Raw genomic sequence first — 21,987 nt, forward strand, 5'->3', positions numbered from 1 at the left:
GTCGTGCAATCCCTGACCGGATACCCCTACCTCCGGGAGGCGATTAATGCGGTATGTTCATAGGTAATTGGTATTACTCCCTGGCTATCAGCAAGCGATCACGAGTGCGATCGAGGGGCGCAACGCCGACTATGCCACCTACCAGCCCGATAGTGATTGGTATCGCTTTGAGGTCGTAAGCGGGCGCGGCTATGTGCTGGAACTTTTTGATGTGGCGAGCGGACTAGGGGCCAACGGGAGAGCCTGCGATGGCTACCAGCGAGACGGGTTGGGCTTGATTGTTTATGACAACCAGCTTAGCCTCTTGAACAGATCATGTACACCCAATCATCGGGATTTCAGTAGTGGCAACACACATCATACGATTCGGATTGACCCCACCGCTTCGGGCATCTTCTATGTTCAGGTCAAGCCCAACAATGCCAACGCCAGTGGGAGCTACAGTATTCGCCTCTTGCCACGCCACGATGAACCAGGGGCAAGTTGGGATGCCACAACGTTCGAGCCAAACAACCATCGTTATAGCGCCTATGCGATCACCCCCGGCTACCTCAATGCCCTGACGAGCGAGATTGAGGTGCGTAACCAGAACTATTCCACCTATCAGCCCGATAGTGATTGGTATCGCTTTGAGGCGCTCAGTGGGCAGACATTTGCAATTGAGCTCTTCAATGTTGCGAATAGCTTGGGCGGAACTGGCAATGCTTGCGATGGGTATCAACGCACTGGTGTAAGCCTACGCATCTACAATCCGGCTGGTACACTCGTGAGTGGCCAGTGCCCCACTGACCGGAATGTTTCGGCTGGCAACGTACACCACTATGCGAATGTGATTGCAGAAACCACTGGCACCTACTACATTCGGGTAAAACCCAATAGTGATGCCGTAAGTGGCAGCTATAGTCTGCGCGTCTTGCCCAAGTATGGCGAGCCGGATGCCGCTTGGGATGGCGAGAGCTACGAACCCAACAACTCCGTTTGGAACAGCTTCCTCATTTCGCTTGGTTCGGAACATGCGATAACGAGCCAGATTGAGGCGCGCAACACCAGCTTTAGCACCTTCTTTGCCGAAAAGGACTGGTACCGCTTTGAAGCTACCGCGAGCCAAGCGTATATTGCAGAACTCTTCGACGTAGATAGTGCCTTGGGTGTGTCTGGTAACTCATGTGATGGCTATACTCGCACTGGCACAGCCATTCGCATCTACCGGCCCAACGGCACCCTCTTTGCAGGCAGTTGCGTTCCCAACGGCACCACCGGGGTTGGTAACGTGCAACACCGCGTCCTCTTTACCGCCGAGCAGAGTGATACCTACCACATCCTTGTGCGGCCCAATGGCCCGAATGCCTCCGGCAGTTACCGTTTGCGCGTCTGTGTGAATGATGGCAGTGGCGTCTGCCCCGCTGTGGTGCTGCCCACACCGACGGCGACCCATACGCCCGTTCCAAGCAATACGCCGACGGCGACCCATACGCCCGTTCCAAGCAATACGCCGACGGCAACCCACACGCCCGTTCCAAGCAATACGCCGACGGCAACCCACACGCCCGTTCCGACCAATACACCTGCGGCAACCCACACGCCCGTTCCAACCAATACGCCTATCCCGACCAATACGCCCATTCCGCAGGTTCCGTGGTTGGTACTACTCTATTTGGGTGCTGATGATATTGATCCCGAGACGCGCCAACCGACTGGCTTTGCCCGTGCGGTTGATGCGCTCCTCTTTAAGTTGCGGCGCATGCCCTACAACCCGGCGATGGAACTGGTGGTCTTTTATGACGGCCCTGCCCTGGGTGATGCCAAGATCTACCGTTTGCGGCCTGAGGGCTTCATTGATGTAACTGAGCAGGCGGTTGCTTCACCACTCTGGCCGAGTGGTTGGACGGGTGAGCGTGGTCATCGTGAGGTGGACAGCGGCAGCATGGCAACCCTCGGCAACTTCATAGATTGGGCCCGGGCGGTCACACCGCCAGCACGCTACAGCATGCTCTCGATTGTCAATCATGGTGGTGGTTGGGCACCGGACTACAACGATCCCCCCGGACAGCCACGGGGTGGCAGTCGTGTGCAGGCGGGCGGCTGGCGTGGCCTCAGCCTTGATATGCAGAGCGGTGGAACCTCAATCTCGACCCGAGGTATTGGTCAAGCTTTAGGATCAACTCAATCCTTTGATCTCGTCTTCTACGATGCATGTCTGATGGGCATGATCGAGACGGCCTACGAGATCCGTGATAGCGCCGACTACCTCGTCGCGGGGCAGAACATGCTCTTTGCCGAACTGCCCTACCAGATCTATCTGAGTCGGCACTACCTTAATGCGACCACAACGCCTAGGCAGTTGGCTGCTCGGATCGTGACGCTCTACAATCTAGGCGTAAATCCGCGCCTTAACCCCTTCACCATCGCCGCCCTTGACCTACGGCAATTGCGTACAAGTCGGCCAGACAATCTCGCCGTGCGAGTCAACACGCTGGCCGAAGCGCTGCTAGAGGCGCTACCCGACCCAACCACACCCAACGATCCATTAGTACGGGTGCTGCTCCGTACCTATGATGCAACCCAGAAGTTTGACTATGATAGCAGTATGACGATTGATCCACGCGATGGTTACGCCGATCTTGTGGATTTCGCGCGGCGTCTCAGTGAGAGTAGTGATCAGGCACTACCCGTGGCTGCCCGTGAAGCGGCCCTAGCCGTAGTGCAAGCTGCAGTCGGCAGCGACCAGCCAGTCATTTTTGCCAACCGGGCGGTAAGCGGGGTCTACCAAGGCAATATTTGGCAACTGAACGGAGCCAACGGCCTCTCTATCTTCCTGCCGCTTGGTGAGCGGGACGAACGTCCAACTAGGATCATCCGCGTAGGTGGCAAAGATCAGGCCGTCTCCGAGCCACAGTTGCCCTACTATCTTGATCCCAACCAGTTGGCCTTCACCCGTGATGTGCCAGCCTGGGGGCAACTGCTCGAACGGATGGAGGCGAGTGTCCTCATCCGCCGCACCGGCCCCTATGTAGCACCCTCACCCTCGCTCGCCAATAGCGTTGAGTTTGATGATCGAACCTTCAAATCCGCAGAGCTATTGCATGGAATCCATACGGTCTATTTGCCCTTAACGGTGCGCTGAGCCATACCCCTAGATTACCAACTCATAGCCAATCCCACGGCGGGTACGGATCAGATCAAGATCGGGTGCTGCTTTACGCAGCACCCGTCGTAAGCCATTGAGCGCCTGATCGAGCGCGCCTGAGTCTAAACCGGGATCAAAATCGCGCCCCCAGAGCGCCTCAGCGCAACTCTCGCGGCTACAGACCGAGCCCAGATGCTGGTAGAGATGCAACAGGAGCTGGTACTGGCTCTTGGTTAGGTGCAAGGGCTGGTGGTTAAGCCAGAAGGTCAAGGCTCGTTCATCATAGCGCAAGATATTACTATTGTATGCAGTAGAATCGGGATCAACAAAGCGCAGTATTGGCGTTGGCGAACCCAAACCGATCAGATCATCATTGATTAAGGTATGGGAGTCGGTGAGCTGGCGGCCATTGACAAAGGTACCATTGACGCTGCCGGCATCGCGCAAGATGTAGCGCGGGCCACTCGGTTCAATCTGGGCATGGAGGCGCGAAATTTTCGCTCCGCGCACCAGAATCTGGCAGCCGCGCCCACGGCCAAGCATACAAGTCTCGCTACCAAGGTAAAACTCAGCGGGCGTAATGCTCTCCTCCATGGCTAGGAGCAGCGCGATGTCGTTGGGTTGGCTCTCTGCTTGCATTTTGGAACTCCTTCCCCAAGCTCACAATTCTCAAAGGTAATTGTGAGTTTTATGCGCTGGAAGTTGCCTGTACGAAGGGTATCATACGTTGTGAGGGCAGGATACAGAGACGAGGAAGTAGGAGAGAGGAAGTAGGAAGTAGGAAATAGTAATGCTTTGCCTCCTCCGAAAAACTTCTTTCCTTCGGCTTTGGCGGCGAAGCCGCCAAAGCCGAAGGAAACATGAGGGTTTGGGGCGTAGCCCCAACAAAGGCATCTGAATCAAGCGGAAGGGAAAACACCATGCTCTTGCGTAAACCCAATCTCTACGGGGCGACAGTTGAAGCGACGGGCTGCATCTTGGATGCAGAGGGACAAGCGACGGGCTGGTGGGTGAGTGACGATGGGCGCACGTTGGTAGATATTCATCATCGCGTGGTAGGAACCATTACGCTGCGTGGGCGTGTCTATGATCAGCGGGGGCAATTTATGGCTGATGTGGTACGTTACGATTATATCCTGCGCCAGAATGAATTGGGATAAATGCTTCAAGAAGCGCAATTAAATGGCTGATATGTTGTTCACGAGCTAGTTCCAGGCTGCGCTGCGTGTAGTGCAAAGCTGCTGTATGCTCCCCCTGAGCCTTAGCTAGGCGCGCACAAGCCCATAAGGTCAGTGCAAGATCATAGGGATCGCCGTGTTGCTCGGTGAGCTGCAATGCCTGTGTTAGGGCTTGGTTGGCCTCGCGTAGATCACCCAAGGCTATATGGGCCTCACCATAGACCCGTAGGGCAGACGCTTCGAGGGTTATCTGACCAAGCTCGCGCACAAGCTGAAGCGCCTTGGTGCCGTGGCTCAGGGCGGACATAGCCTGAGTCTGGGCCAAAGCTACATCACCCAGGAGTATGATGCAGCGCACATGTTCACTCTGTTCACCTAGTTCTGTAAAGATGGCACTAGCCGCAACGAGATTCTGTTCGGCCATCGTGAACTCATGTGTTTCGTAGTACAATTGACCTAAGCTTAACATAATTGAAGCAAGTGAACCACGAAGCTGGTGGCGGGTGGCCAGATCGCGGGCGGCAATGAGGTTTTGCAGCGCCAATTCAGGTGTTCCGCTGGCCAACTGGATCATCGCCAGGGTGTTGAGTGTATCTACCTGATCCAGTTGATGACCAAGTTGCATTCTAATCTGTAGACTTTCATTGAGGCAACTCTGCGAGCGAGCGAGCTTGCCACTCAAGGAGTGAAAGTGGCCCACATTGTGCAGCACCCGGGCAGTGAGGAGGCGATCACCCGCTTGCCGCGCAAGGCCAAGGCTCGTTTCGAGCATAATCACCGCTTGCTCATAGTTGCCATGCTGTCCTACAAGGGTTGCAAGACGCTGCAAGAGTGCGGCCCGTTCAGCGGGGGCGGCTGGTTCCGGTGGCAGTGTGGCTAGGCCCGCCTCACATGCTTGCTGAGCACCTACGTGATCATTGCGACGCATCAGGATTTCAGCCAACTGTGCGTAGAGCCGAGCCGCTTCAGTCTGAATCGGTGAATTCGCAGAATCGAGCGCCAACAACAAGCCTTGACGGCAGTAGGCTTCGGTACGCTCGTAGTCACCGTGGCGCGCATAGATGCGCGCCAGCAGCCGGTAGCGACGCGCCCGGCGTACCGGTGTTTCCGTTACCGTCTCAGCGAGCGCACGCTCCAAAAGGCTACATGCCAATTGGTCACGATCGAGGCGGGCCAACGCCTCGCCATGCACGGTCCAGAGGGCCACGCGCAGTTCGGGCGTGAGCGCATGAGCATCAAGGCTGGCCGCAAGCTCTTCAACTTCACCAGCTTGCCCTTGGTTGAAGAAGCGCCAGGGCGTAGTGGTGAGTAGGGTTGCCGCTTGCTGTACATCATCGGCGCGGGCATAGTGGCGCGCCGCCGCTAGGGTATCGTTGCGCCGCACCAAGTAAGCGCCTGCACGCCGGTGGCGCTCGCGCCGCCGCCGTGCTCCTTGCAGATCATAGTAGAAGGCTTGGACCATCGCGTGCTGCCGGTAGCACAGTCCCCCCGCCTGTGGTTCGACAATCAGCAATTGGCGCTGACTGAGGCTTGTCAGTTCGCGGCGCACTCCTTCATCTTCTAGGATAGCCTCAATCAGTGGACGTGGCCCCCCATAGCCCAACAACAGCGCCACCGCTTCCATCACTTCACGCTCACTGGGGCTTAGGCGGGCATCCACCTCGTGTAGCAGATACGCTTCAAGGGCGATGGTCTCGTTCAGATGGGTGAGCAGGGTTTGGCGTTCGTGGCTCTGCTGGAGCGACTCCATCGCCAGGATAAGAAACTGCGGGTTACCCTCGGTGCTGCGCCAGAGTTGTTCACTCTCACTGGCATTCAAATCGAGTTGGTTTTGGGTCAAGAGGGCCTGGGTTGTTGCGAGGTTCAAGCCGTGCAGTCCCACCAGTTCGTTGGTTGCGACAAATGCAGGCTGGGTGCGTGCCGTGGCCAGCAGGCTCGGCGGTTGTGGGGCCACAACACGCCGCAGGCGTTCGATTACACGCACAATCGCCGGATCATCCACAACTACATGGAGATCATCAAGGCAGAGCAGACTCCCCGCTAGGGCCGGTGCTTGGGCCACATACTCAACTAGGATGTCAGGGGTGGTAGGTTGACCAGCTTGGTAGTGGCGCTGAATTTGACGCCATGCCGTCGGATAGCCTCGTTGGGCTAACCAACCTGCCATGTGGTTCAGCAGGCGATCCGCACCTTCACCGGGTTGAAAATGGTGCCAAAAGACCTGATCTGGATGGGGGTAGCGGTGGGCCAATGCAACCGCCAAGCTAGTTTTGCCCACACCCGGCATGCCGCAGAGAAGCACGAAGTGGTCGCTGGCGAGTTGGGCTTCAAGTCGCGCCAATTCTGCTTCACGCCCAAAGAGCGTCGGCTTGGTAGGGAGCTGATTGGGCAGAGGTGGTGGAGGCAGATTGGCCGACTCCAACAGATCATCAAGCAAGGTCAGTAGCTCTGCTGCATGGGGGCGCGCAGCTACATGGTGTGCCATGCAGCGCTGAATGAGCTGATCAACCGCTGGACGCAACGTAGGATTAAGGGTTAGGGCGGGAATAAGCGGCTGATGAAAGGGCGGCGGAGCGTGGTTGGTGAGCAATTCGTAGAGCGTTGCGCCCAAGGCAAAGACATCCGAACGAGGTTCAGGCTTGCCCGCAAGCTGCTCCGGCGGCATATAGCCGTGGGTGCCGCCCCAATCCTGCTCAGGGTGCTGCGCTTGATCGCGGGCCAACCCAAAATCAATCAGAAAGACCCGTCCGGTCGCGTCGAGCATCATATTCGAGGGCTTGAGATCGCGGTGCAGAATTGGCCCTTGGTCATGCTCGTGCATATAGACCAGCGCAGCACATGCATCACGTACATAGCGCAGAGCCTCCGCTTCGGGCAGTGGTACTACCTGGCGCTTTAGAATGCGATCTAGGCTCTTGCCCGTGACATACTTCATCACGAGGCACTGCTCTTGGGGGAGATACTGGTAGATCTCTGGAATGTTGGGATGGCCTGGGTTATTCAGGGCCACTAAGAGGCGCGCCTCACGCTCAAAGTTGGTGTTGATCTGGCTTAGTAGGGTTTCAGGCGTATTAGGTTGGATGCTCAGACGCTTGATCAGGCAGAGCCGTCGCCAATGTTGGAGGTCCTCGGCTAGGTAGGCTTCACCAAAGCCGCCCTTGCCAATCAATTGTTGGATGGCATAGCGCCCATCGCTACCCAACACCGCACCTAATTTGAGGGGCGCTCGGACTTGAGGCACTGCTGAGGTATCAACAAGCCAATGCCCACAATAGCCACAATAGCGTGCTTGGGCACGGTTGTGGTGAGTGCAATGGTGGCAGATACGAGCATGCATCATAAGGGAAGTATACGGGAAATAGGCAATCGGTTTGCGGCATTTCCTGCCTCCTCGTTGCTGTCGCTTTCCCTCATGGTACAATCGTCAGTATGAAACTGACTTCCACCAGCGAACGCAGCCTCAGCACTCCAATCTACCCTGAGCGGCTAGGGGGGAACCTCCAGACACTTGCGGTCGTGCTCTTTTTGCCCGCGCTGGTTGCGCTGGCTACGCTGCTGCCGCGCGCCCTTGGGTTGGCTGATTTCTTTACGACCGACGAGTCGCACAATTGGATCAGGGCCACTGGTATCTTTGCCTACGCCCTTTCGATTGGGCGCTGGGAGGATACCAACCTGATTGGGCATCCCGGCGTGACCCTGATGTGGCTTGGATCGTTGGGGCTGCAATTGGAGCGTTTGGCGCTCAGTTTGGGCCTGATTGCCCCGCCTGATCGCCTTGAGCATCTGGCATGGCTGCGCCTGGGGCCAGTCTTGGCCCATACGCTGCTGACTACCCTGAGCTATCTGCTGCTGCGCCGCTTGGTGCGCCCCGCTGTGGCCCTGGTGGCCGCGCTGCTCTGGGCTACGTCGCCCTTCTTGGTGGCCCAAGGACGCCTGCTGCATCTCGATGCGCTGCTCACCGGCTTTACTAATCTTGCCGTACTCTGTACGCTGCACGCATGCTTCGCCCGTCGCCCCGCCCCGTGGCTGCTTGCGGTTGGCCTCTTGACCGGCCTGGCCCTGCTGACCAAAGGGCCCGCGTTGATCATGCTGCCGGTCTTGGGGCTGATCATGTTTGCCCTTGCCCCAAGCGTAGGTGAGCATCATTCTGGGCCGCGCCGTGTGGCTGCGACAAGCTCAGCCAGCGCCGCAGTGGCTCCGACAGGCTCAGCCAGCGCTTTCATGCTAGGCTTGCACACGCAGATCATCCCGCGCCTCCGCTGGTCGTTGTCGCGCTATCTGCTCATTTTGGGCCTGGCTGCCATCACCATCTTCCTGCTCTGGCCCGCCCTCTGGGTAGCCCCTGCCAAAGCCATTGGCGACTATCTGGGCGAAATTGTGAACAATGGGGGGCGGCCAAATGGTCATGGTCAATTCTTTCTGGGGCGTGACGACCGCGACCCGGGGCCGCTCTTCTACCCTATTGCCGGGCTCTATCGCCTGACGCCCCTGGAACTGTTGGGCCTGCTGCTGCTGCCTCTGGTGGCTTGGCAAGCGCGCATGGCTGGCAGCATTGACCCGGTGGCCCGCCGCGAGCGTGTTGTCCTCGTGGCGCTTGGCGGCTTTGCGCTCTTCTGGGTATTCGTGATGACGTTAGGGCCAAAGAAGTTCGACCGCTACATCTTGCCCGCTTGGCCTACGTTGCTCATCTTCAGCGCACTGGGGCTGGTGGCGGCGTGGGATGCCCTACGGCGACATTGGCCACAGGTGCGGGCCAGCCTCGCACTGGGCTTGCTGCTCTTGTTTCAGGCTGGCTCACTCGCCTGGTACCACCCCTACCACCTGAGCTACTTCAACCCGCTGCTCGGGGGCGGGCGTGTGGCCCCGCAGATGTTCCTGATTGGCTGGGGCGAAGGCATGCGCGAAGTGGGAGCGTGGCTGAGCGCTCGTCCCGACATCCAGCATGGGCAGATCATCTCGGCCCTCCCGCCCAACCTCGAAGCCTTCGTGCCCGTGCCCGTACAAGAGATCCGTGCGATTGACACTGCCCAACCCAACTACGCCGTGGTCTACTTGGAATCATTGCAGCGTGGCGATGTTCCCGAAATTTACGCCCGCATCCAACAGACCCTGCCGCTGCATGTGGTACAACTGCACGGCATCGAGTACGCTTGGATTCACCAACTCCCGCGCCCCTTCACCACGCCCGTTGGGGCTGAGTTTGGCAACAAGCTCAGGCTCTTGGGCTTCAGTGTTGAGCAAGAGGGGCAGCAACTCACCATCACCCCGGCGTGGGATGTACGCGTAGCCACGGACATTGATTGGATGCTCTTTTTGCACCTCTACGACCAGCAGGGGCAACGGGTAGCCCAAGTGGATGTGCCCCCAGGCGGCGGGGAGCGTCCGGCAACCAGCCAATGGCAACCGGGCGAGCAACTTGGTGTGCCGCTACCCTTGACGCTACCGAGCGACCTGCCTACGGGCAACTACCAAATCGTTGCAGGGCTCTACGATCCCAGCAGCGGCGTGCGCTTGCCCCTTAGCAGTGGCCCTAGCGCCGATGCAGGTTTAGCCGGGGCCAACGCGGCCCGCTTGGGTCAACTGGAGTTGGGTGAGCAGAGGTGAGCAGAGGTGAGCAGAGGTACAGAGTTATTCACCACAGAGGCACAGAGGGCACAGAGTGAGGTGAGCAGAGGTACAGAGTTATTCACCACAGAGGCACAGAGGGCACAGAGTTTAGAACAGAGGGAGTGTTAACAATGGCGTTTGCGATGCCACACACTTCTCTGTGTTCTCTGTGCCTCTGTGGTAAAATTCTCTGCATCTCTGCATCTCTGCATCTCTTCAAAAACTCTATTCCTCAACCACGCGGGCCAATCCGGCGTGATCCAGCACAATCACACGTCCGCGTTCAAGGCGCACCAGACCCTCTTCCGCAAGGCGGCGTAGAGCGCGGCCCGCCATCTCACGCACCGTACCGGCCCGTTCAGCCAATTCTTGTTGGGTGAGTTGGGCAGCGCCTTCGCCCGCTTCGACCAGCAGTTGGCGTGCGAGGCGGGCGCGCACCGAGCGAAAAGCGAGGTCTTCAACCAACGCGACCAGTTCCCGCAGTTGGCCCGCCATTGCACTGAGGGCCGCATAGGCCAGATCGGGGTGGCGGCGAATCAGGGCCAAGAGATCTTCACGCGGGAGCAAGAGGCAGACGACGCGACTCATCGCCCGCGCCGAGCTAGGATTGAGGCCGCCATCAAAGAGTGGCACGGGATCAAAGTGGGCCCCTGGCCCCAACATGGCCAACACCTGCTCGCGCCCATCGGGGGCCATGCGTGAGAGGCGCACGCGCCCGCGTTGAATCAGAAACAAACCAGGAGCCTCTTCACCTTCAGTCAAAATTTGCTGCCCAGGGCGAAAGGTGCAGCGCTGCGCTCGGCGTGCGGTGTCGCCCAATGTGACAGGATCGAGCGAGGCCAACAGCGGAATTGCCCGTAGATCTTCAATGGTCATTAGAGTGGGATTTTAGAAGTTGTCTGAAAAGCCGGGGGGCACACGCTGGAGTGCCGGCTTTAGCCGGCTAAAGCCGGCACTCCAACGCCAACCCATAGACTTTTCAGACAGCCTCTTACACATAGGGCACCACGGCGCGCACCGTGAGGCCGCCACGTTCACCTTCAAGAACGAAGAATTCACCATCGAATTCAGCGATGCGATAGCGCAGCGCCCGCAGGGCGTGCATGCCTGAACGCTCATAACTACCATTGGGCAGGCCCACGCCATCATCGTGGATAGTGAGGGTGACCGTCTCGGCAGCATAGCCAACATCAATGAGCACGGTACGGGCTTGGGCGTGCTGTTGGACATTGCGCAGAGCTTCTTGGGCGGTATGGAGCATGAGGGTCTGTTGGGCGGCTGCGAGAGGTTGGGGGTGGCCGCTACTTGTCACACGCACGGTAAAATCGCTCTGTTGGGCAAAAGCCGCGCCGAGTTGCTCAATGGTTGGCAGAATACTGCCGTCGGGGATCGGCTTAAGATCAAAGAGCAAGCGCCGGGCGGGATTGGCGTGTTGTTCGAGGGCACGGGTAATCACGAGCGGCAAAGGGTTGCGCGGCGGCAGGGGCGGGAAGAGGGCGGCACGCATCCGCTGCCGTTCGCTTAGGCCGCTACTCTGCGCCTCTGGGAGGGGCATGCTAGGCGGTGCCTCTGCTTGTGGCGGGTGTGGCGGCACAACCGGCGGCGCCGCTTGGGGTTCTGGTGGCTGTCCGGTACCCATGAACATGCGCTCAATGCTCACCCAGACCAACGCAAAGGCCAAGGGAGTAAGCACACGCGCAAAGAGATCAAGCCCACTTAACTCTGCGCTGGTTGCACTATTGATCAGGTTCAACCCAAGCAGATCTAAGAATAAAAAGGCCAGCGTTACGACCAAAGCCCCCGGCCAACCAAAGAGCAGCGCAGGCAGCACCAGGCTACTCAGGGCATAGGGTAAAAAGGGCAGCATCGCGCTCCCACTCAGCCAGAGTAGGGCGACACAGCCCATCAGATCAAAGATGAGCATACGTGGTTGAGCCTGCACCAAACGCACATAGTTGTGCGAAAGAGCCGTAGCCACCACATTGATCACACCAGCCAGCAAGAGAATCCCCGCATCGCGGGGCAACGTCTCAACCGGACGTCCAGGCATCGTCAGCGCGAGAGCCGCAATTGCCCAAGCCAGCCAGCGGTAACTATAGAAAGCTGCATGAGCGCTAATACGCCCAGGCCATTGAGGTGCCGAAGGCTTCACAGATGCCTGCCTTTCACCGCCCGCACACCGTACGCTCAGGGCGGCTAGGTTGATCCAACCTTTGCACTGTAGTGTAGCAGAAAGGTAGGCGGGCGGCAATGGCATTTATGCGCCAAACGCGAGCCTAAACTGATGCTGTGGTAAAGTATGTTGGGTTGATACATGTAGCATAGCTGTTGTTCTTTGGCTAGAGTGTACCATGCTCCAAACCCTCCGCCGCCGCTTTGCAAGCATCCGCTGGAAGCTCACCGCTGCCTTTATGGCCGTTTCGCTGCTCTTGGTGTTGACCATGAGCGTGATTTTTTTGGGTGGCCTGATCTTCATTCTCAACTCATCGCTCTTGCCGACGGCGGTAGCTGAATCGGCCCGCGATCTGGCGACACTGGTTGGCGATGAATTGGCCGATCCGCAGGGCAATATTGATCAACTCATTGATCGGTTGCGCCGTCTCTCTGGCTCACAAGGACTCCCCGATCCATCAGGCCAAGGGGGGGCTGAAGTGGAAGAGGAGCTCTTGATCGTGCTACTTGATCGCGAGGGGCGTATCTTACGTTCAACACGCGATCTTGAACTGCCCCTTGGTCAGCCCATCGCTGCGCTTGAACCCGAACCGGCGGGTGTGTTAGTCGAACTGGCGCTCGGTGGCTTGAAGGATCCAAGTGAATTGGGTGCCTGGAGTCGGCCCGATCATCAGCCGATTGGGGTTGCGCCTATCTTTGGTGCCGACGGCGAACTGGATGGGGTTATCTATTTGCGCATTGTCAATTTCCCCAAACTCGGTGTCTTCATTGGGGCTCTTGCCCCTTTTGCCCTCAGTCTCATTGTGCCGTGGCTGATCATCAGTGCGGGTATGGCGATGATCTATTCGTGGCTGGTGGGGCGTGGCTTTGCGCGGCGGATTGTGCGCCTCACTGAAGCGAGCATTGATCTCGCCGATGGCGATCTGAGTAAGCGGATTGAAGATCCCTCCAACGATGAATTGGGTCAGTTGGGGCGTCAGTTTAACACCATGGCCGACCAGCTCTCTGCGAATTTACGTTCGCTGCGTATGCTGGCTGAACGCAACGCCCAGCTTGCCGAGCAGGCCGCTCTGCTCGCTGCGGTGGAGGAGCGTAACCGCCTAGCCCGTGAACTGCACGATAGCGTCAGCCAAGAACTCTTCAGCCTCACGCTGCTTGCGGCAGCCGCCCAGCGCACCCTGGAACAGCAGCCGGACGTTGCGGCAACCCGCCTGCACGAGATCGAAGCATCGGCGCGTCGCGCCCTCGAAGAGACGCGCAGCATCATTTTTGCCCTACGCCCAGCCATCCTCGATGGTCGCGGTCTCGCCCCGGCGCTACGTGACCTCACCACCGCCCTTGGTGAGCGTCAAGGCTTGATTATCAAGCTTGAGATTGTAGGCGAACAACGTATTCCCCTTGAACATGAACAAGCCCTCTTCCGCATCGTTCAAGAAGCCCTCGCCAACGTCTCGCGCCACAGTGGGGTACGTACTGCTGATGTTCAACTCCACTACCATGACACGGGCGTAACCCTTGAGGTGTGCGACCAAGGGCGCGGCTTCGACCCCCAGGCCCGTCGCGATCCACGGGCCTTCGGGCTGCAAAGCATGACCGAACGCGCCCAAGTGCTCGGCGGCAGCCTGCAGCTCCAGAGCGAGCCTGGTCAGGGGACGAAGCTCCTGGTTCAGTTGCCTTTAGCTTAATCCTTTTTTCTTCCGCGTTGGCGGCGAAGCCGCCAACGCGGAAGAAAAAAAGTTCTGCGGGGGCGGCAAAGCCGCCCTCGCTCCCCACCAAATTGCGGGAGCTTCCGTATTCAAGTATACTTGACGCGGTGTAACAGCCGCATGGCTGTTGCCCTCAGCTATTCGCTTCTTCGCTCTCTAGGAGTAAATTTATGACCACCTACCAGTTGGCTCGTCGCTTAGCCCAGCTCGAGCCGTCTGCAACTGCCGCCATGAACGCCCGTGCCCAGCAGTTGCGCGCCGAGGGTATCAAGGTCATCTCGTTCAGCGTTGGTGAACCCGATTTTAATACCCCTGAGCCGATTAAGGCGGCGGGGATTGCTGCGATTCATGCCAATCATACCCACTATACCCCGGCTGGCGGCACAGTGGATCTGCGGAAAGCCATTGCGGTCCGCGTCACTGCTGATCAGGGCCTGCCCTATAGCCTCGCCCAGATTACTACCACCGCCGGGGCCAAAGAGGGGCTCTACTTGGCCTTCCAAGCCCTCTGCGACGAAGGCGATGAGGCGGTTATCCCGGCGCCCTACTGGGTGAGCTATGTGGAACAGGCGCGGCTCGCTGGTGCGACGCCGATTACGCCGATGGGCAGTGAGGCGACCGGCTTTAAGGTGACGCCTGAGCAGTTGCGCGATGCCTTGAGCGAACGCACCAAGATTGTTGTACTCAATTCCCCCTCCAACCCCACCGGCGGAGTCTATAGTGCCGCTGAACTGCGGGCTCTTGCCGATGTACTGCGCGATACTAAGGCGATCATTATTACCGACGAGATCTATGATGCTATCTCGTATGTTGAGTATGCCCGTTGGCTCCAGGTCGCGCCTGAAATGGCCGAGCGTACCCTGATTGTCAATGGGGTAGCGAAGGCCTATGCCATGACCGGCTGGCGGGTGGGCTATGTGGCTGGGCCTGCGCCGATCATTACGGCGATCAAGGACATCCAGAGCCATACGAGTACCCATACTGCCTCGATTTCGCAGTATGCCGCGCTGGCCGCCTATACGCCCAGTGAGGAGTTGGATCAGAGTGTGCGTGAGATGACCGCCGCGTTCTTGCGTCGCCGCGATATGATCCTCAAGCTGCTGGCCGAGATCCCCGGTGTGACCTGTGCGACGCCCGAGGGGGCTTTCTACGTCTTCCCCAACGTCAGCGGCTTGCTGGGGCGTCAACTCAAGCATGGGGTCTGCAACAGCAGCGATGAGCTAAACAACTACCTGCTCGACCACGCCCACATTGCGTGTGTCAGCGGGGAATCGTTTGGTGCCCCCGGCTTCATCCGCATCTCCTATGCCACCTCCGAGGAGGAGATTGTCGAAGGCATGCGTCGTTTCCGCGCCAGCCTCTAGCTCTATGAGAACGCTTGTCGCCCGCCTAGCCGCTCAGCGTATTCTGGTCATTGGCGATCTGACGCTTGACGAATATCTGTATGGGCGGGCGACGCGCCTCTCGCGTGAGGCTGCGTTGCCGGTGTTGGAGTTGCAGCGCCAGGAGTTGATCCTTGGTGGTGCGGCCAACCCGGCGCGCAACATTGTTGCCTTGGGCGGGCAGGCCACCCAGATCGGGGTGGTGGGCAATGATCCCGAAGCCGAGCAACTCAAGGCGCTCCTCGCAGCCAGTGGCATCAGCAGTGCGGGGCTCGTAGTTAGTGCCGAGCGCCCAACCACCCGCAAGACGCGCATTCTGGCCACCGAGTCGCCCCGCTTGCCGCAGCACGTCGCCCGCCTTGATCGGCTCCAGCGTAGCCCCCTCAGCCCGCATGAGGAGCAGCAGATTCTCGCGGCCCTCGCGGCGCTTGTGCCCAAACACCAAGCGGTCCTCTGCTCCGACTACCAATTGGGCCTCTTGACCGCACGCGTTGTGGATGCCGTGCGTGAACTTTGCCGGGCCCACGCTGCGCTCTTCTGTGTTGATGCCCAGGGCAACTCCCATTTTTACCGTGGGGCCGACCTGTTTCGCTGTAACGACCGCGAAGCGGCCTTAGCCCTTGGGCTCCCACTCCGCAGTGAAGCGGAATTTGTACGCGGCTTGGCGCGGCTCCGCAACGAACTAAACGCCCAACTCGTCATGGTCACCCGTGGGCCTGATGGCCTCTCGCTAGAGGGCGTTGGGGTAGCGTACCAACACCTAGCCGCCGCACGGGCCAGCGAGGTCTACGACACAACCGGCGCAGGCGACACCTTTGTCGCAGTAGCAACCATGGCTCTCACGGCTGGCCTTACACCCCTTGATGCGGCCCAGCTTGCCAACACAGCGGCAGCACTGGTGGTACGGCGCTACGGCAACGCGGTGGTTAGTCCAGAGGAGTTGATGGCGGCGTTGGGGGAAGGAAGTAGGGAGTAGGAAATAGGAAGTAGGGAGTAGGAAATAGGAAGTAGGAAGTAGGAAGTAGGAAGTAGTAGGAAGTAGGAAATAGTAGGAAGTAGGAAGTAGGAAATAGGAAGTAGTAGGAAGTAGGAAATAGGAAGTAGGAAGTAGGAAGTAGGAAGTAGGAAGTAGGAAGTAGGAAACAGGAAGTAGGAAATAGGAAGTAGGAAATAGGATGTGCGCCCCTACGCTGGCTGAGCCTGTCGAAGCCAGCGTAGGGGCGCTTGCAGATACCGGGTATGTAGAAGCCGCCCCAGCGGGGCGGCTCTAGCATCACAGGAACAGGTGTGGTTCACAGCCTGTACTCTACTCCGCAGCAGCCTGTTGAAAGCGCCCAATGGCTTCTTCTTCATCCTGGTAGATCTCGGCATACTGGGCGAGGCCAACCATACGAAAGATCTTCTGGAAGTGCTGTGAGAGGCCGCTCACCGCGAGTTTTTGGTTATTGCGATTCACTTCAGTGACAATGCCGATCAAGATGGCGATTCCGGCACTATTGATATAATCATTTTGGCGAAAATTTAGCAACACAAAACGAGCGCCATCATTGGTAACTTCGCGGTAGGCCGCGTTGATCTTCTCTTCCGCGAAGGTGGTCACATCACCGACGAGGTCGATGATCGCTACCCCGTCACGCTCACGGGTGCTCACCGTCAGCTCGTCTTCCAGCATCATAGCTCCTCCAGAGAACAGAGAACAGAGAACAGAGAATAGAGCGCAGAGAAAAGAATCGAGAACCCTGAGCTACCGACTAAACGCCAAGCGCATGCGGTTACCATTGGCACATGGTTCAAAGCTCGACTCATCACAGAGTTGACTAATTAGCATCAGCCCCATGCCGCGCAGCGGCCCTAGCCCTGCAACCTTCTCGCTAATGGTCGGCAGATTATCACGCACGACAAACTCAGCCGTACCTTCATCAACTACTTCAATAACTAAGCGATCAGGTTCAAGGTGGCAATGCACGGTCACACGCAGATCGGGGCGCAACGAATTACCATGCTCAATCGCATTGATACACGCTTCACTCAAAGCGGTCTTCAGATCTTCAATGCGTTCAGCGGAGAGGCCCATACGTCGCGCAAAGGCAGAGACGGCATCGCGGGCGATGACCTCATAGCCAAGTTCGCTAGGAAATGATAGATCCATACTGTAAATAAGAGAGGTACTCATGATGGGCTATTAATGGCCACACACAAAACGAATGACACTACTCAAGATGAATCACCATACGCACTTGGTTGCCGCCGCTTGGTGCTGTGGAGAACTCGACTTCGTCCATCAACTCGCGGATCAGCCAGATGCCCCACCCCCCCTTATCATCACGCTCGAAGGCTTCTTCAATCTTGGGGCTATTCGTGGTAGAAACTTGAGCCAAAGGCTTACGGCCTTGGTCTGCGACACTCACAATCAACCCATCTTCCAGTGCAGTCAGCAGCACAACCACCTTCATGGCCGCATCCTGCTGATTACCATGCTCAATCGCATTGGTGACCGCCTCGCTAATCGCTGTTTTCAGCGAGTCGACGCGGTCATCGGGGAAGCCCATGCGGCGGGCAAGTGAAGAGGCGGTATCCATCGCTACCCGCTCGTAGCCGAGCTTGCTCGGAAGCCGCAACTCTATCACTTTTTCCAGGCGCTCAGGCTGGGAGGTTTCGTCACTCATACTAGCTAACCTAGACCGATCAGAAGCTACGCTTGTTCCGGAAACCCACCCAATGAGAAGAATGTGTGGCTTTTATGTTTACGCCCGCCCACTATCATAGCATGGGCGGTGTTCGTGTGGCAAGGGGGGAATTTGAGCGGTAAGGAGATGTTCACCACAGAGACACAGAGGACACAGAGATCGTGCAGTGAGTGCAATCATTCTAGCTTATACTCCATACCAGAAACCTCTGTGCTCTCGGTGCCTCTGTGGTAAAACATTCTGTACGGCACCCCTACAACGGAATATTGCCATGCTTACGGGCTGGCATGCTCTGGCGCTTGGTGCGTGCGATGCGTAGGGCTTTAACTAGGGTTGGGCGGGTTTCGCGCGGTTCGATCACGGCATCGATGTAGCCGCGTTCAGCGGCAACATAGGGGTTGGCAAAGCGATTCTGATAGTCTTCGACCAACTCGGCTTGGCGTTGGGCCGGATCGCTGGCTTCGGCCAACTCTTTGCGGAAGATAATCCGCACTGCGGCATCAACACCCATCACGGCAATCTCGGAGGTGGGCCAGGCGAAGTTGAAGTCGGCCCGAATGTGCTTCGAGGCCATGACGTCGTAGGCGCCACCATACGCCTTGCGCGTAATCACGGTCAACTTAGGCACGGTGGCCTCACAGTAGGCATAGAGCAGCTTGGCACCATGGCGGATGATGCCGCCATACTCTTGGCTCGTACCCGGCAAAAAGCCCGGTACGTCCACAAAGGTGAGCAGCGGAAGGTTGAAGGCATCACAGAAGCGCACGAAGCGCGCCGCCTTGACTGAGCTATCAATGTCGAGTGTGCCCGCCATGTGCATCGGCTGGTTGGCCACCACGCCGACGGCATGGCCATCCAAGCGGGCAAAGCCAATGACGATATTGCGCGCCCAGTGGGGCTGGACTTCAAAGAAGAAGCCGTCGTCCACCACCGCCTCGAGAACCTTGACCATGTCGTAGGCTTTGCGCGGACTGTCGGGTACTAGGGTCTGCAACTCTTCGTCCATGCGCTCCGGGTCGTCTTCGGGCGCGACATAGGGCGGGTCGTCCATGTTATTGGATGGCAGAAAGGAGATGAGAGTCCGCAGTTGTTCAAAGCAGTCCTCTTCGCTCTCGGCGGCAAAGTGGGCCACGCCCGAACGGGAGTTGTGGGTCATTGCGCCGCCCAACTCCTCAAAGCCAACCTCTTCACCCGTGACCGTCTTGATCACATCGGGGCCGGTGATGAACATCTGGCTTGAGCCTTTGACCATCATGATGAAGTCGGTCATCACTGGCGAGTAGACCGCGCCGCCGGCACAGGGGCCAGCAATCACCGAGAGCTGGGGGATGACGCCGCTGCTCAAGACATTGCGGTAGAAGATTTCGGCGTAACCGCCAAGACTCACCACCCCCTCTTGGATACGCGCCCCACCTGAATCGTTGATGCCAATACAGGGTACCCCCATACGCACAGCAAGATCCATAACCTTACAGATCTTTTCAGCAAAGACTTCACCCAAACTGCCACCAAAGATCGTAAAATCTTGGGCAAAGACACAGACCGGACGGCCATCAATCGTACCGTGGCCCGTGATTACGCCATCACCCAGGGGCTTACGGCGTTCCATACCAAAAGCCGCAGTACGATGTACTGCAAAAGCATCAAGTTCTACAAACGAACCAGGATCGAGCAACAGATCAATCCGCTCACGGGCCGTCAACTTACCCCGTTCATGCTGCTTCGCAATCGCAGCGGGGTCGCCAGTCTGAACCTTCTCGCGCCGTTGGCGCAACTCTGCGATCTTCTCAGCGGTAGTTTGTGACATAGTGGAAGCTCCTTATGGGAGAACAGGAGAACAAAGGAACAGAGGAACAGGAGAACAGAACATTTTCCATGTTTTCAGGTAGCTACATTCTTCTGTTTCTCTGTTCCTCTGCTCTTCTGTTCCTCTGCTCTTCTGTTCCTCTGTTCTCCTGTTCTTCTGTTCTTCTTTAGCACATGCCAAATAAAGCGAGGCACCGCATCAATAATGCGGGGCAGGCGTTGGGGTTGATGGGCGAGACGGTGGAGCCATTCTAACCCAAGCCGCCTGAGCCAGCGCGGGGCGCGGGGGACAGTGCCGGCTAGGTAGTCGAAGGTACCCCCAACACCAATAGCGATAGGCACACCAAGACGCTCTTGATTGCGGGCAATCCAGAGGTCTTGGCGCGGATGGCCATAGGCCACCAGCAAAATATCGGGGCGGGCAGCGCGGATCATTTGCTGCAGAAAGGGCTCATGGCGCGGAGTGGGCGAGCCAGCATAGCATCCGGCCACAAGCAAGCCTGGGGCTTCACGGGCCAGCACTTGGGCCGCAGCCTCGGCCACCCCTGGAGCGGCACCCAGCAAGAAGATGCGATAGCCCCGTTGGGCAGCCAACGCAGCCAGACGGCGGGTCAGTTCCACCCCAGTCACGCGCCCGCGCAGGGGCTGCCCCAGATAGCGAGCCGCCAGCAACAAGCCCACTCCATCAGGTGTACAGAGGGTGGCACGGGCCAAGACCGCTGCAAATTCAGGGTTACGGCCCGCCTCGATCACAAACTCAGGGTTGACTGTACAGATCTGATGGACCCCCCCAGCCTCAAGCAAAGCAGCGATCCGCGCCACTGCTTCAGCTTCAGTCACAGCGTCAATTGCCACACCAAGAATCGTTATACGCCGCCTTAAGGGCGGCGGAGGCAATCCAACGCTGGCTGAGGTCTCGACTGGGAGCATAGTGATTGGCGCGGAACTGATACTAGTGAGGCGTGAGGTGTGAGGCGTGAGGCGTGAGGCGTGAGGCTGCGCCGCCCCACCAAGTAACTGCTGTGATTATAGCCTAGAATGGCCAATTTGTGGGATGACTTGGGCCGCAAATCGGATTTCAGACCAAAATGAGCAATATTCGGACGAAAACCGTATCTTTTGGGCTCCTGCGACGGTACATGTTATGAGACCTATTTTTTTCGCGCCTAGTCTAAAGGAGACCCGACCATGAGTGACCGTGTACTTTCGACCGCGACGGCCCGTGAGGCGATTACGTCATTCCAGGCGATTGTGAATGGACCGTTGTTGGAGCAGATCAGCCAGTTGAACAGCAAGGGGCAGATTCTGAGCCAGCCGAACAATTGGGATGGCCATTTGGCGATTCAGTTCCGCAGCCATTGGGCCGATACGCACCAGAAGTTGTTGGCTATCCAACAGAGCTTGGAGGAGTTGCGCCGCCAGATTCATCAGATCAACCAGAACATTATGCAGGCAGGTGGGAATTCGTAATGCACACCGATGCTGTTCAACTGAGTCACGAGGAGCTGTTGTTGGTGCTTGGCCTGTTGAAACTGCCAACACCACTGGCCCTCGGCCCCCGTCCGGCCGATGGTTACCAAGCCCTCGGCCTCGGGGCAGCCCTGGGCGCAGCAGGGGCGAGCTTGGTCGCCCGCGAGCTTGCCTCGCCCCCTGCGCGTGATGAGCTACCGCCCGACCCGGTGCCGGCTCTGGCCGCGCTCGCCAGAGCGGTTGCCCTCGCGGAGGGCTGCCTCTTCCTTGCCGAACGGCGTGGGGCGGAGCGGCGCACGGCTCATCTTAGTACCTACAGTGGCACCCTGGTGTTGCACACCTGTCCGGTGCCACGCATCCACCGGCTGGCACGTTTAGCCGACCGCAAGGCGGCGACGGCGTGGCTCAGCACACATATCGCTACAGCGGAGGGGGCGGCGGCACCAACGGTGCGCGCCCCGGTGGCAACGTTGGCAAGCGTCCTCGAGGCGCTTGAGGCGGGCCAAGTGGCGGCAGCGCAGGCCCAACTAGAGGCGGCAGAGGTGGCGGCGAGTAGTGACTTTATTGCAGCGGTTGGCCCCCAACCCAGTCGTTTCGTCTTGGCCGCCATGCGCCGCCTGCAAGAAGCCGTCCCCGTTGGCCGCGCCTCGATTGTCCTCTGCGGTAGCCACGCCACCTGGTGGGGCGCAAGCGACCCCGACCTGGTCGAATTGCGCCCCTTGGGGCCTGCTGCGCTGCAGGCGGAATTGGACGAGTTGGTTGGATGGATCCAGGGGTGATTGGGTTGGGGCTACGCCCCAAACCTCCTTGCTTCGTTGCTGTTTGGCGGCTTCGCCGCCAAACAGCAACGAA

Annotated in this window: 17 protein-coding genes; 8 read left to right on the plus strand and 9 right to left on the minus strand. The window is 58.3% G+C overall.

Annotated elements, in window-relative coordinates; all coding sequences use genetic code 11:
• The first annotated feature begins 67 nt into the window (after positions 1-67).
• A complete protein-coding gene (locus CJ255_RS08780) occupies positions 68-3,124 on the plus strand; it encodes a clostripain-related cysteine peptidase (protein ID WP_097643730.1) in 3,057 nt (1,018 codons plus the stop codon).
• 9 nt (positions 3,125-3,133) lie between these two features.
• On the opposite strand, the gene CJ255_RS08785 is transcribed toward CJ255_RS08780, so the two are convergent.
• Complete coding sequence (locus CJ255_RS08785; protein ID WP_097643731.1) at positions 3,134-3,766, minus strand: FHA domain-containing protein; 633 nt, start codon at positions 3,764-3,766, stop codon at positions 3,134-3,136.
• A 281-nt stretch (positions 3,767-4,047) separates the two neighbouring features.
• Between CJ255_RS08785 and CJ255_RS08790 the strand changes: the two genes are divergently transcribed.
• Complete coding sequence (locus tag CJ255_RS08790; RefSeq protein WP_097643732.1) at positions 4,048-4,287, plus strand: hypothetical protein; 240 nt, start codon at positions 4,048-4,050, stop codon at positions 4,285-4,287.
• On the opposite strand, the gene CJ255_RS08795 is transcribed toward CJ255_RS08790, so the two are convergent.
• On the minus strand, positions 4,232-7,645 hold the full coding sequence (locus tag CJ255_RS08795; protein WP_097643733.1) for a serine/threonine-protein kinase: 3,414 nt from the start codon (positions 7,643-7,645) through the stop codon (positions 4,232-4,234). The two genes, CJ255_RS08790 and CJ255_RS08795, sit on opposite strands and share 56 nt — an antisense overlap.
• Before the next feature lie 89 nt (positions 7,646-7,734).
• On the opposite strand from CJ255_RS08795, the gene CJ255_RS08800 reads away from it, so the two are divergent.
• Positions 7,735-9,909: a glycosyltransferase family 39 protein gene (locus CJ255_RS08800; RefSeq protein ID WP_097643734.1), complete on the plus strand. Its 2,175-nt coding sequence runs from the start codon at positions 7,735-7,737 to the stop codon at positions 9,907-9,909.
• A gap of 228 nt (positions 9,910-10,137) precedes the next feature.
• On the opposite strand, the gene CJ255_RS08805 is transcribed toward CJ255_RS08800, so the two are convergent.
• Both CJ255_RS08805 and CJ255_RS08810 read right to left on the minus strand, forming a co-directional pair.
• Complete coding sequence (locus tag CJ255_RS08805) at positions 10,138-10,788, minus strand: Crp/Fnr family transcriptional regulator (RefSeq protein WP_097643735.1); 651 nt, start codon at positions 10,786-10,788, stop codon at positions 10,138-10,140.
• 115 nt (positions 10,789-10,903) lie between these two features.
• Positions 10,904-12,064 (minus strand): sensor histidine kinase, encoded by a 1,161-nt coding sequence (locus CJ255_RS08810; RefSeq protein ID WP_097643736.1) that lies wholly within the window; start codon positions 12,062-12,064, stop codon positions 10,904-10,906.
• Between the two features lie 199 nt (positions 12,065-12,263).
• On the opposite strand from CJ255_RS08810, the gene CJ255_RS08815 reads away from it, so the two are divergent.
• The 3 genes from CJ255_RS08815 to CJ255_RS08825 all read left to right on the plus strand — a co-directional run bounded on the left by CJ255_RS08815 (position 12,264) and on the right by CJ255_RS08825 (position 16,148).
• Positions 12,264-13,769 (plus strand): HAMP domain-containing sensor histidine kinase, encoded by a 1,506-nt coding sequence (locus CJ255_RS08815; RefSeq protein WP_097643737.1) that lies wholly within the window; start codon positions 12,264-12,266, stop codon positions 13,767-13,769.
• 191 nt (positions 13,770-13,960) lie between these two features.
• Positions 13,961-15,154 carry a pyridoxal phosphate-dependent aminotransferase gene (locus tag CJ255_RS08820; protein ID WP_097643738.1) on the plus strand — a complete coding sequence of 398 codons (1,194 nt, stop codon included), beginning with the start codon at positions 13,961-13,963 and terminating at the stop codon, positions 15,152-15,154.
• A 4-nt stretch (positions 15,155-15,158) separates the two neighbouring features.
• Positions 15,159-16,148: a bifunctional heptose 7-phosphate kinase/heptose 1-phosphate adenyltransferase gene (locus CJ255_RS08825; RefSeq protein ID WP_097643739.1), complete on the plus strand. Its 990-nt coding sequence runs from the start codon at positions 15,159-15,161 to the stop codon at positions 16,146-16,148.
• 330 nt (positions 16,149-16,478) lie between these two features.
• Here the strand turns inward: CJ255_RS08825 and CJ255_RS08830 are convergent, their stop codons facing one another.
• The 5 genes from CJ255_RS08830 to CJ255_RS08850 all read right to left on the minus strand — a co-directional run bounded on the left by CJ255_RS08830 (position 16,479) and on the right by CJ255_RS08850 (position 20,595).
• Positions 16,479-16,847, minus strand: a complete 369-nt coding sequence (locus tag CJ255_RS08830) for an STAS domain-containing protein (RefSeq protein ID WP_245863277.1) — start codon at positions 16,845-16,847, stop codon at positions 16,479-16,481.
• Positions 16,848-16,916: 69 nt separating this feature from the next.
• The gene (locus CJ255_RS08835; protein WP_097643741.1) at positions 16,917-17,345 is read right to left on the minus strand and encodes an ATP-binding protein; all 429 of its coding nucleotides are present in this window, start codon (positions 17,343-17,345) and stop codon (positions 16,917-16,919) included.
• A gap of 37 nt (positions 17,346-17,382) precedes the next feature.
• Positions 17,383-17,838, minus strand: coding sequence for an ATP-binding protein (locus CJ255_RS08840; RefSeq protein WP_097643742.1), 456 nt, complete (start codon positions 17,836-17,838; stop codon positions 17,383-17,385).
• Positions 17,839-18,112: 274 nt separating this feature from the next.
• Positions 18,113-19,666: an acyl-CoA carboxylase subunit beta gene (locus CJ255_RS08845; protein ID WP_097643743.1), complete on the minus strand. Its 1,554-nt coding sequence runs from the start codon at positions 19,664-19,666 to the stop codon at positions 18,113-18,115.
• A gap of 74 nt (positions 19,667-19,740) precedes the next feature.
• The gene (locus tag CJ255_RS08850) at positions 19,741-20,595 is read right to left on the minus strand and encodes a WecB/TagA/CpsF family glycosyltransferase (protein WP_097643744.1); all 855 of its coding nucleotides are present in this window, start codon (positions 20,593-20,595) and stop codon (positions 19,741-19,743) included.
• 258 nt (positions 20,596-20,853) lie between these two features.
• Between CJ255_RS08850 and CJ255_RS08855 the strand changes: the two genes are divergently transcribed.
• Together CJ255_RS08855 and CJ255_RS08860 are read left to right on the plus strand one after the other, a co-directional pair.
• Positions 20,854-21,135 carry a pyrophosphorylase gene (locus CJ255_RS08855; RefSeq protein WP_097643745.1) on the plus strand — a complete coding sequence of 94 codons (282 nt, stop codon included), beginning with the start codon at positions 20,854-20,856 and terminating at the stop codon, positions 21,133-21,135.
• Entirely contained in the window at positions 21,135-21,914 is a 780-nt protein-coding gene (locus CJ255_RS08860) for a hypothetical protein (RefSeq protein WP_097643746.1), read from the plus strand. Before CJ255_RS08855 ends, CJ255_RS08860 begins: the two co-directional genes overlap by 1 nt.
• Positions 21,915-21,987 lie beyond the last annotated feature (73 nt).

This window comes from Candidatus Viridilinea mediisalina (assembly GCF_002532535.1).
Lineage (GTDB): Bacteria > Chloroflexota > Chloroflexia > Chloroflexales > Chloroflexaceae > Viridilinea > Viridilinea mediisalina.

Coding starts and splice junctions, on each gene's coding strand:
- CJ255_RS08785 (WP_097643731.1), bottom strand. CDS start 3,766: ATGCAAGCAGAGAGCCAACCCAACGACATCGCGCTGCTCCTAGCCATG.
- CJ255_RS08790 (WP_097643732.1), top strand. CDS start 4,048: ATGCTCTTGCGTAAACCCAATCTCTACGGGGCGACAGTTGAAGCGACG.
- CJ255_RS08795 (WP_097643733.1), bottom strand. CDS start 7,645: ATGATGCATGCTCGTATCTGCCACCATTGCACTCACCACAACCGTGCC.
- CJ255_RS08800 (WP_097643734.1), top strand. CDS start 7,735: ATGAAACTGACTTCCACCAGCGAACGCAGCCTCAGCACTCCAATCTAC.
- CJ255_RS08805 (WP_097643735.1), bottom strand. CDS start 10,788: ATGACCATTGAAGATCTACGGGCAATTCCGCTGTTGGCCTCGCTCGAT.
- CJ255_RS08815 (WP_097643737.1), top strand. CDS start 12,264: ATGCTCCAAACCCTCCGCCGCCGCTTTGCAAGCATCCGCTGGAAGCTC.
- CJ255_RS08820 (WP_097643738.1), top strand. CDS start 13,961: ATGACCACCTACCAGTTGGCTCGTCGCTTAGCCCAGCTCGAGCCGTCT.
- CJ255_RS08825 (WP_097643739.1), top strand. CDS start 15,159: ATGAGAACGCTTGTCGCCCGCCTAGCCGCTCAGCGTATTCTGGTCATT.
- CJ255_RS08830 (WP_245863277.1), bottom strand. CDS start 16,847: ATGATGCTGGAAGACGAGCTGACGGTGAGCACCCGTGAGCGTGACGGG.
- CJ255_RS08835 (WP_097643741.1), bottom strand. CDS start 17,345: ATGAGTACCTCTCTTATTTACAGTATGGATCTATCATTTCCTAGCGAA.
- CJ255_RS08840 (WP_097643742.1), bottom strand. CDS start 17,838: ATGAGTGACGAAACCTCCCAGCCTGAGCGCCTGGAAAAAGTGATAGAG.
- CJ255_RS08845 (WP_097643743.1), bottom strand. CDS start 19,666: ATGTCACAAACTACCGCTGAGAAGATCGCAGAGTTGCGCCAACGGCGC.
- CJ255_RS08850 (WP_097643744.1), bottom strand. CDS start 20,595: ATGCTCCCAGTCGAGACCTCAGCCAGCGTTGGATTGCCTCCGCCGCCC.
- CJ255_RS08855 (WP_097643745.1), top strand. CDS start 20,854: ATGAGTGACCGTGTACTTTCGACCGCGACGGCCCGTGAGGCGATTACG.
- CJ255_RS08860 (WP_097643746.1), top strand. CDS start 21,135: ATGCACACCGATGCTGTTCAACTGAGTCACGAGGAGCTGTTGTTGGTG.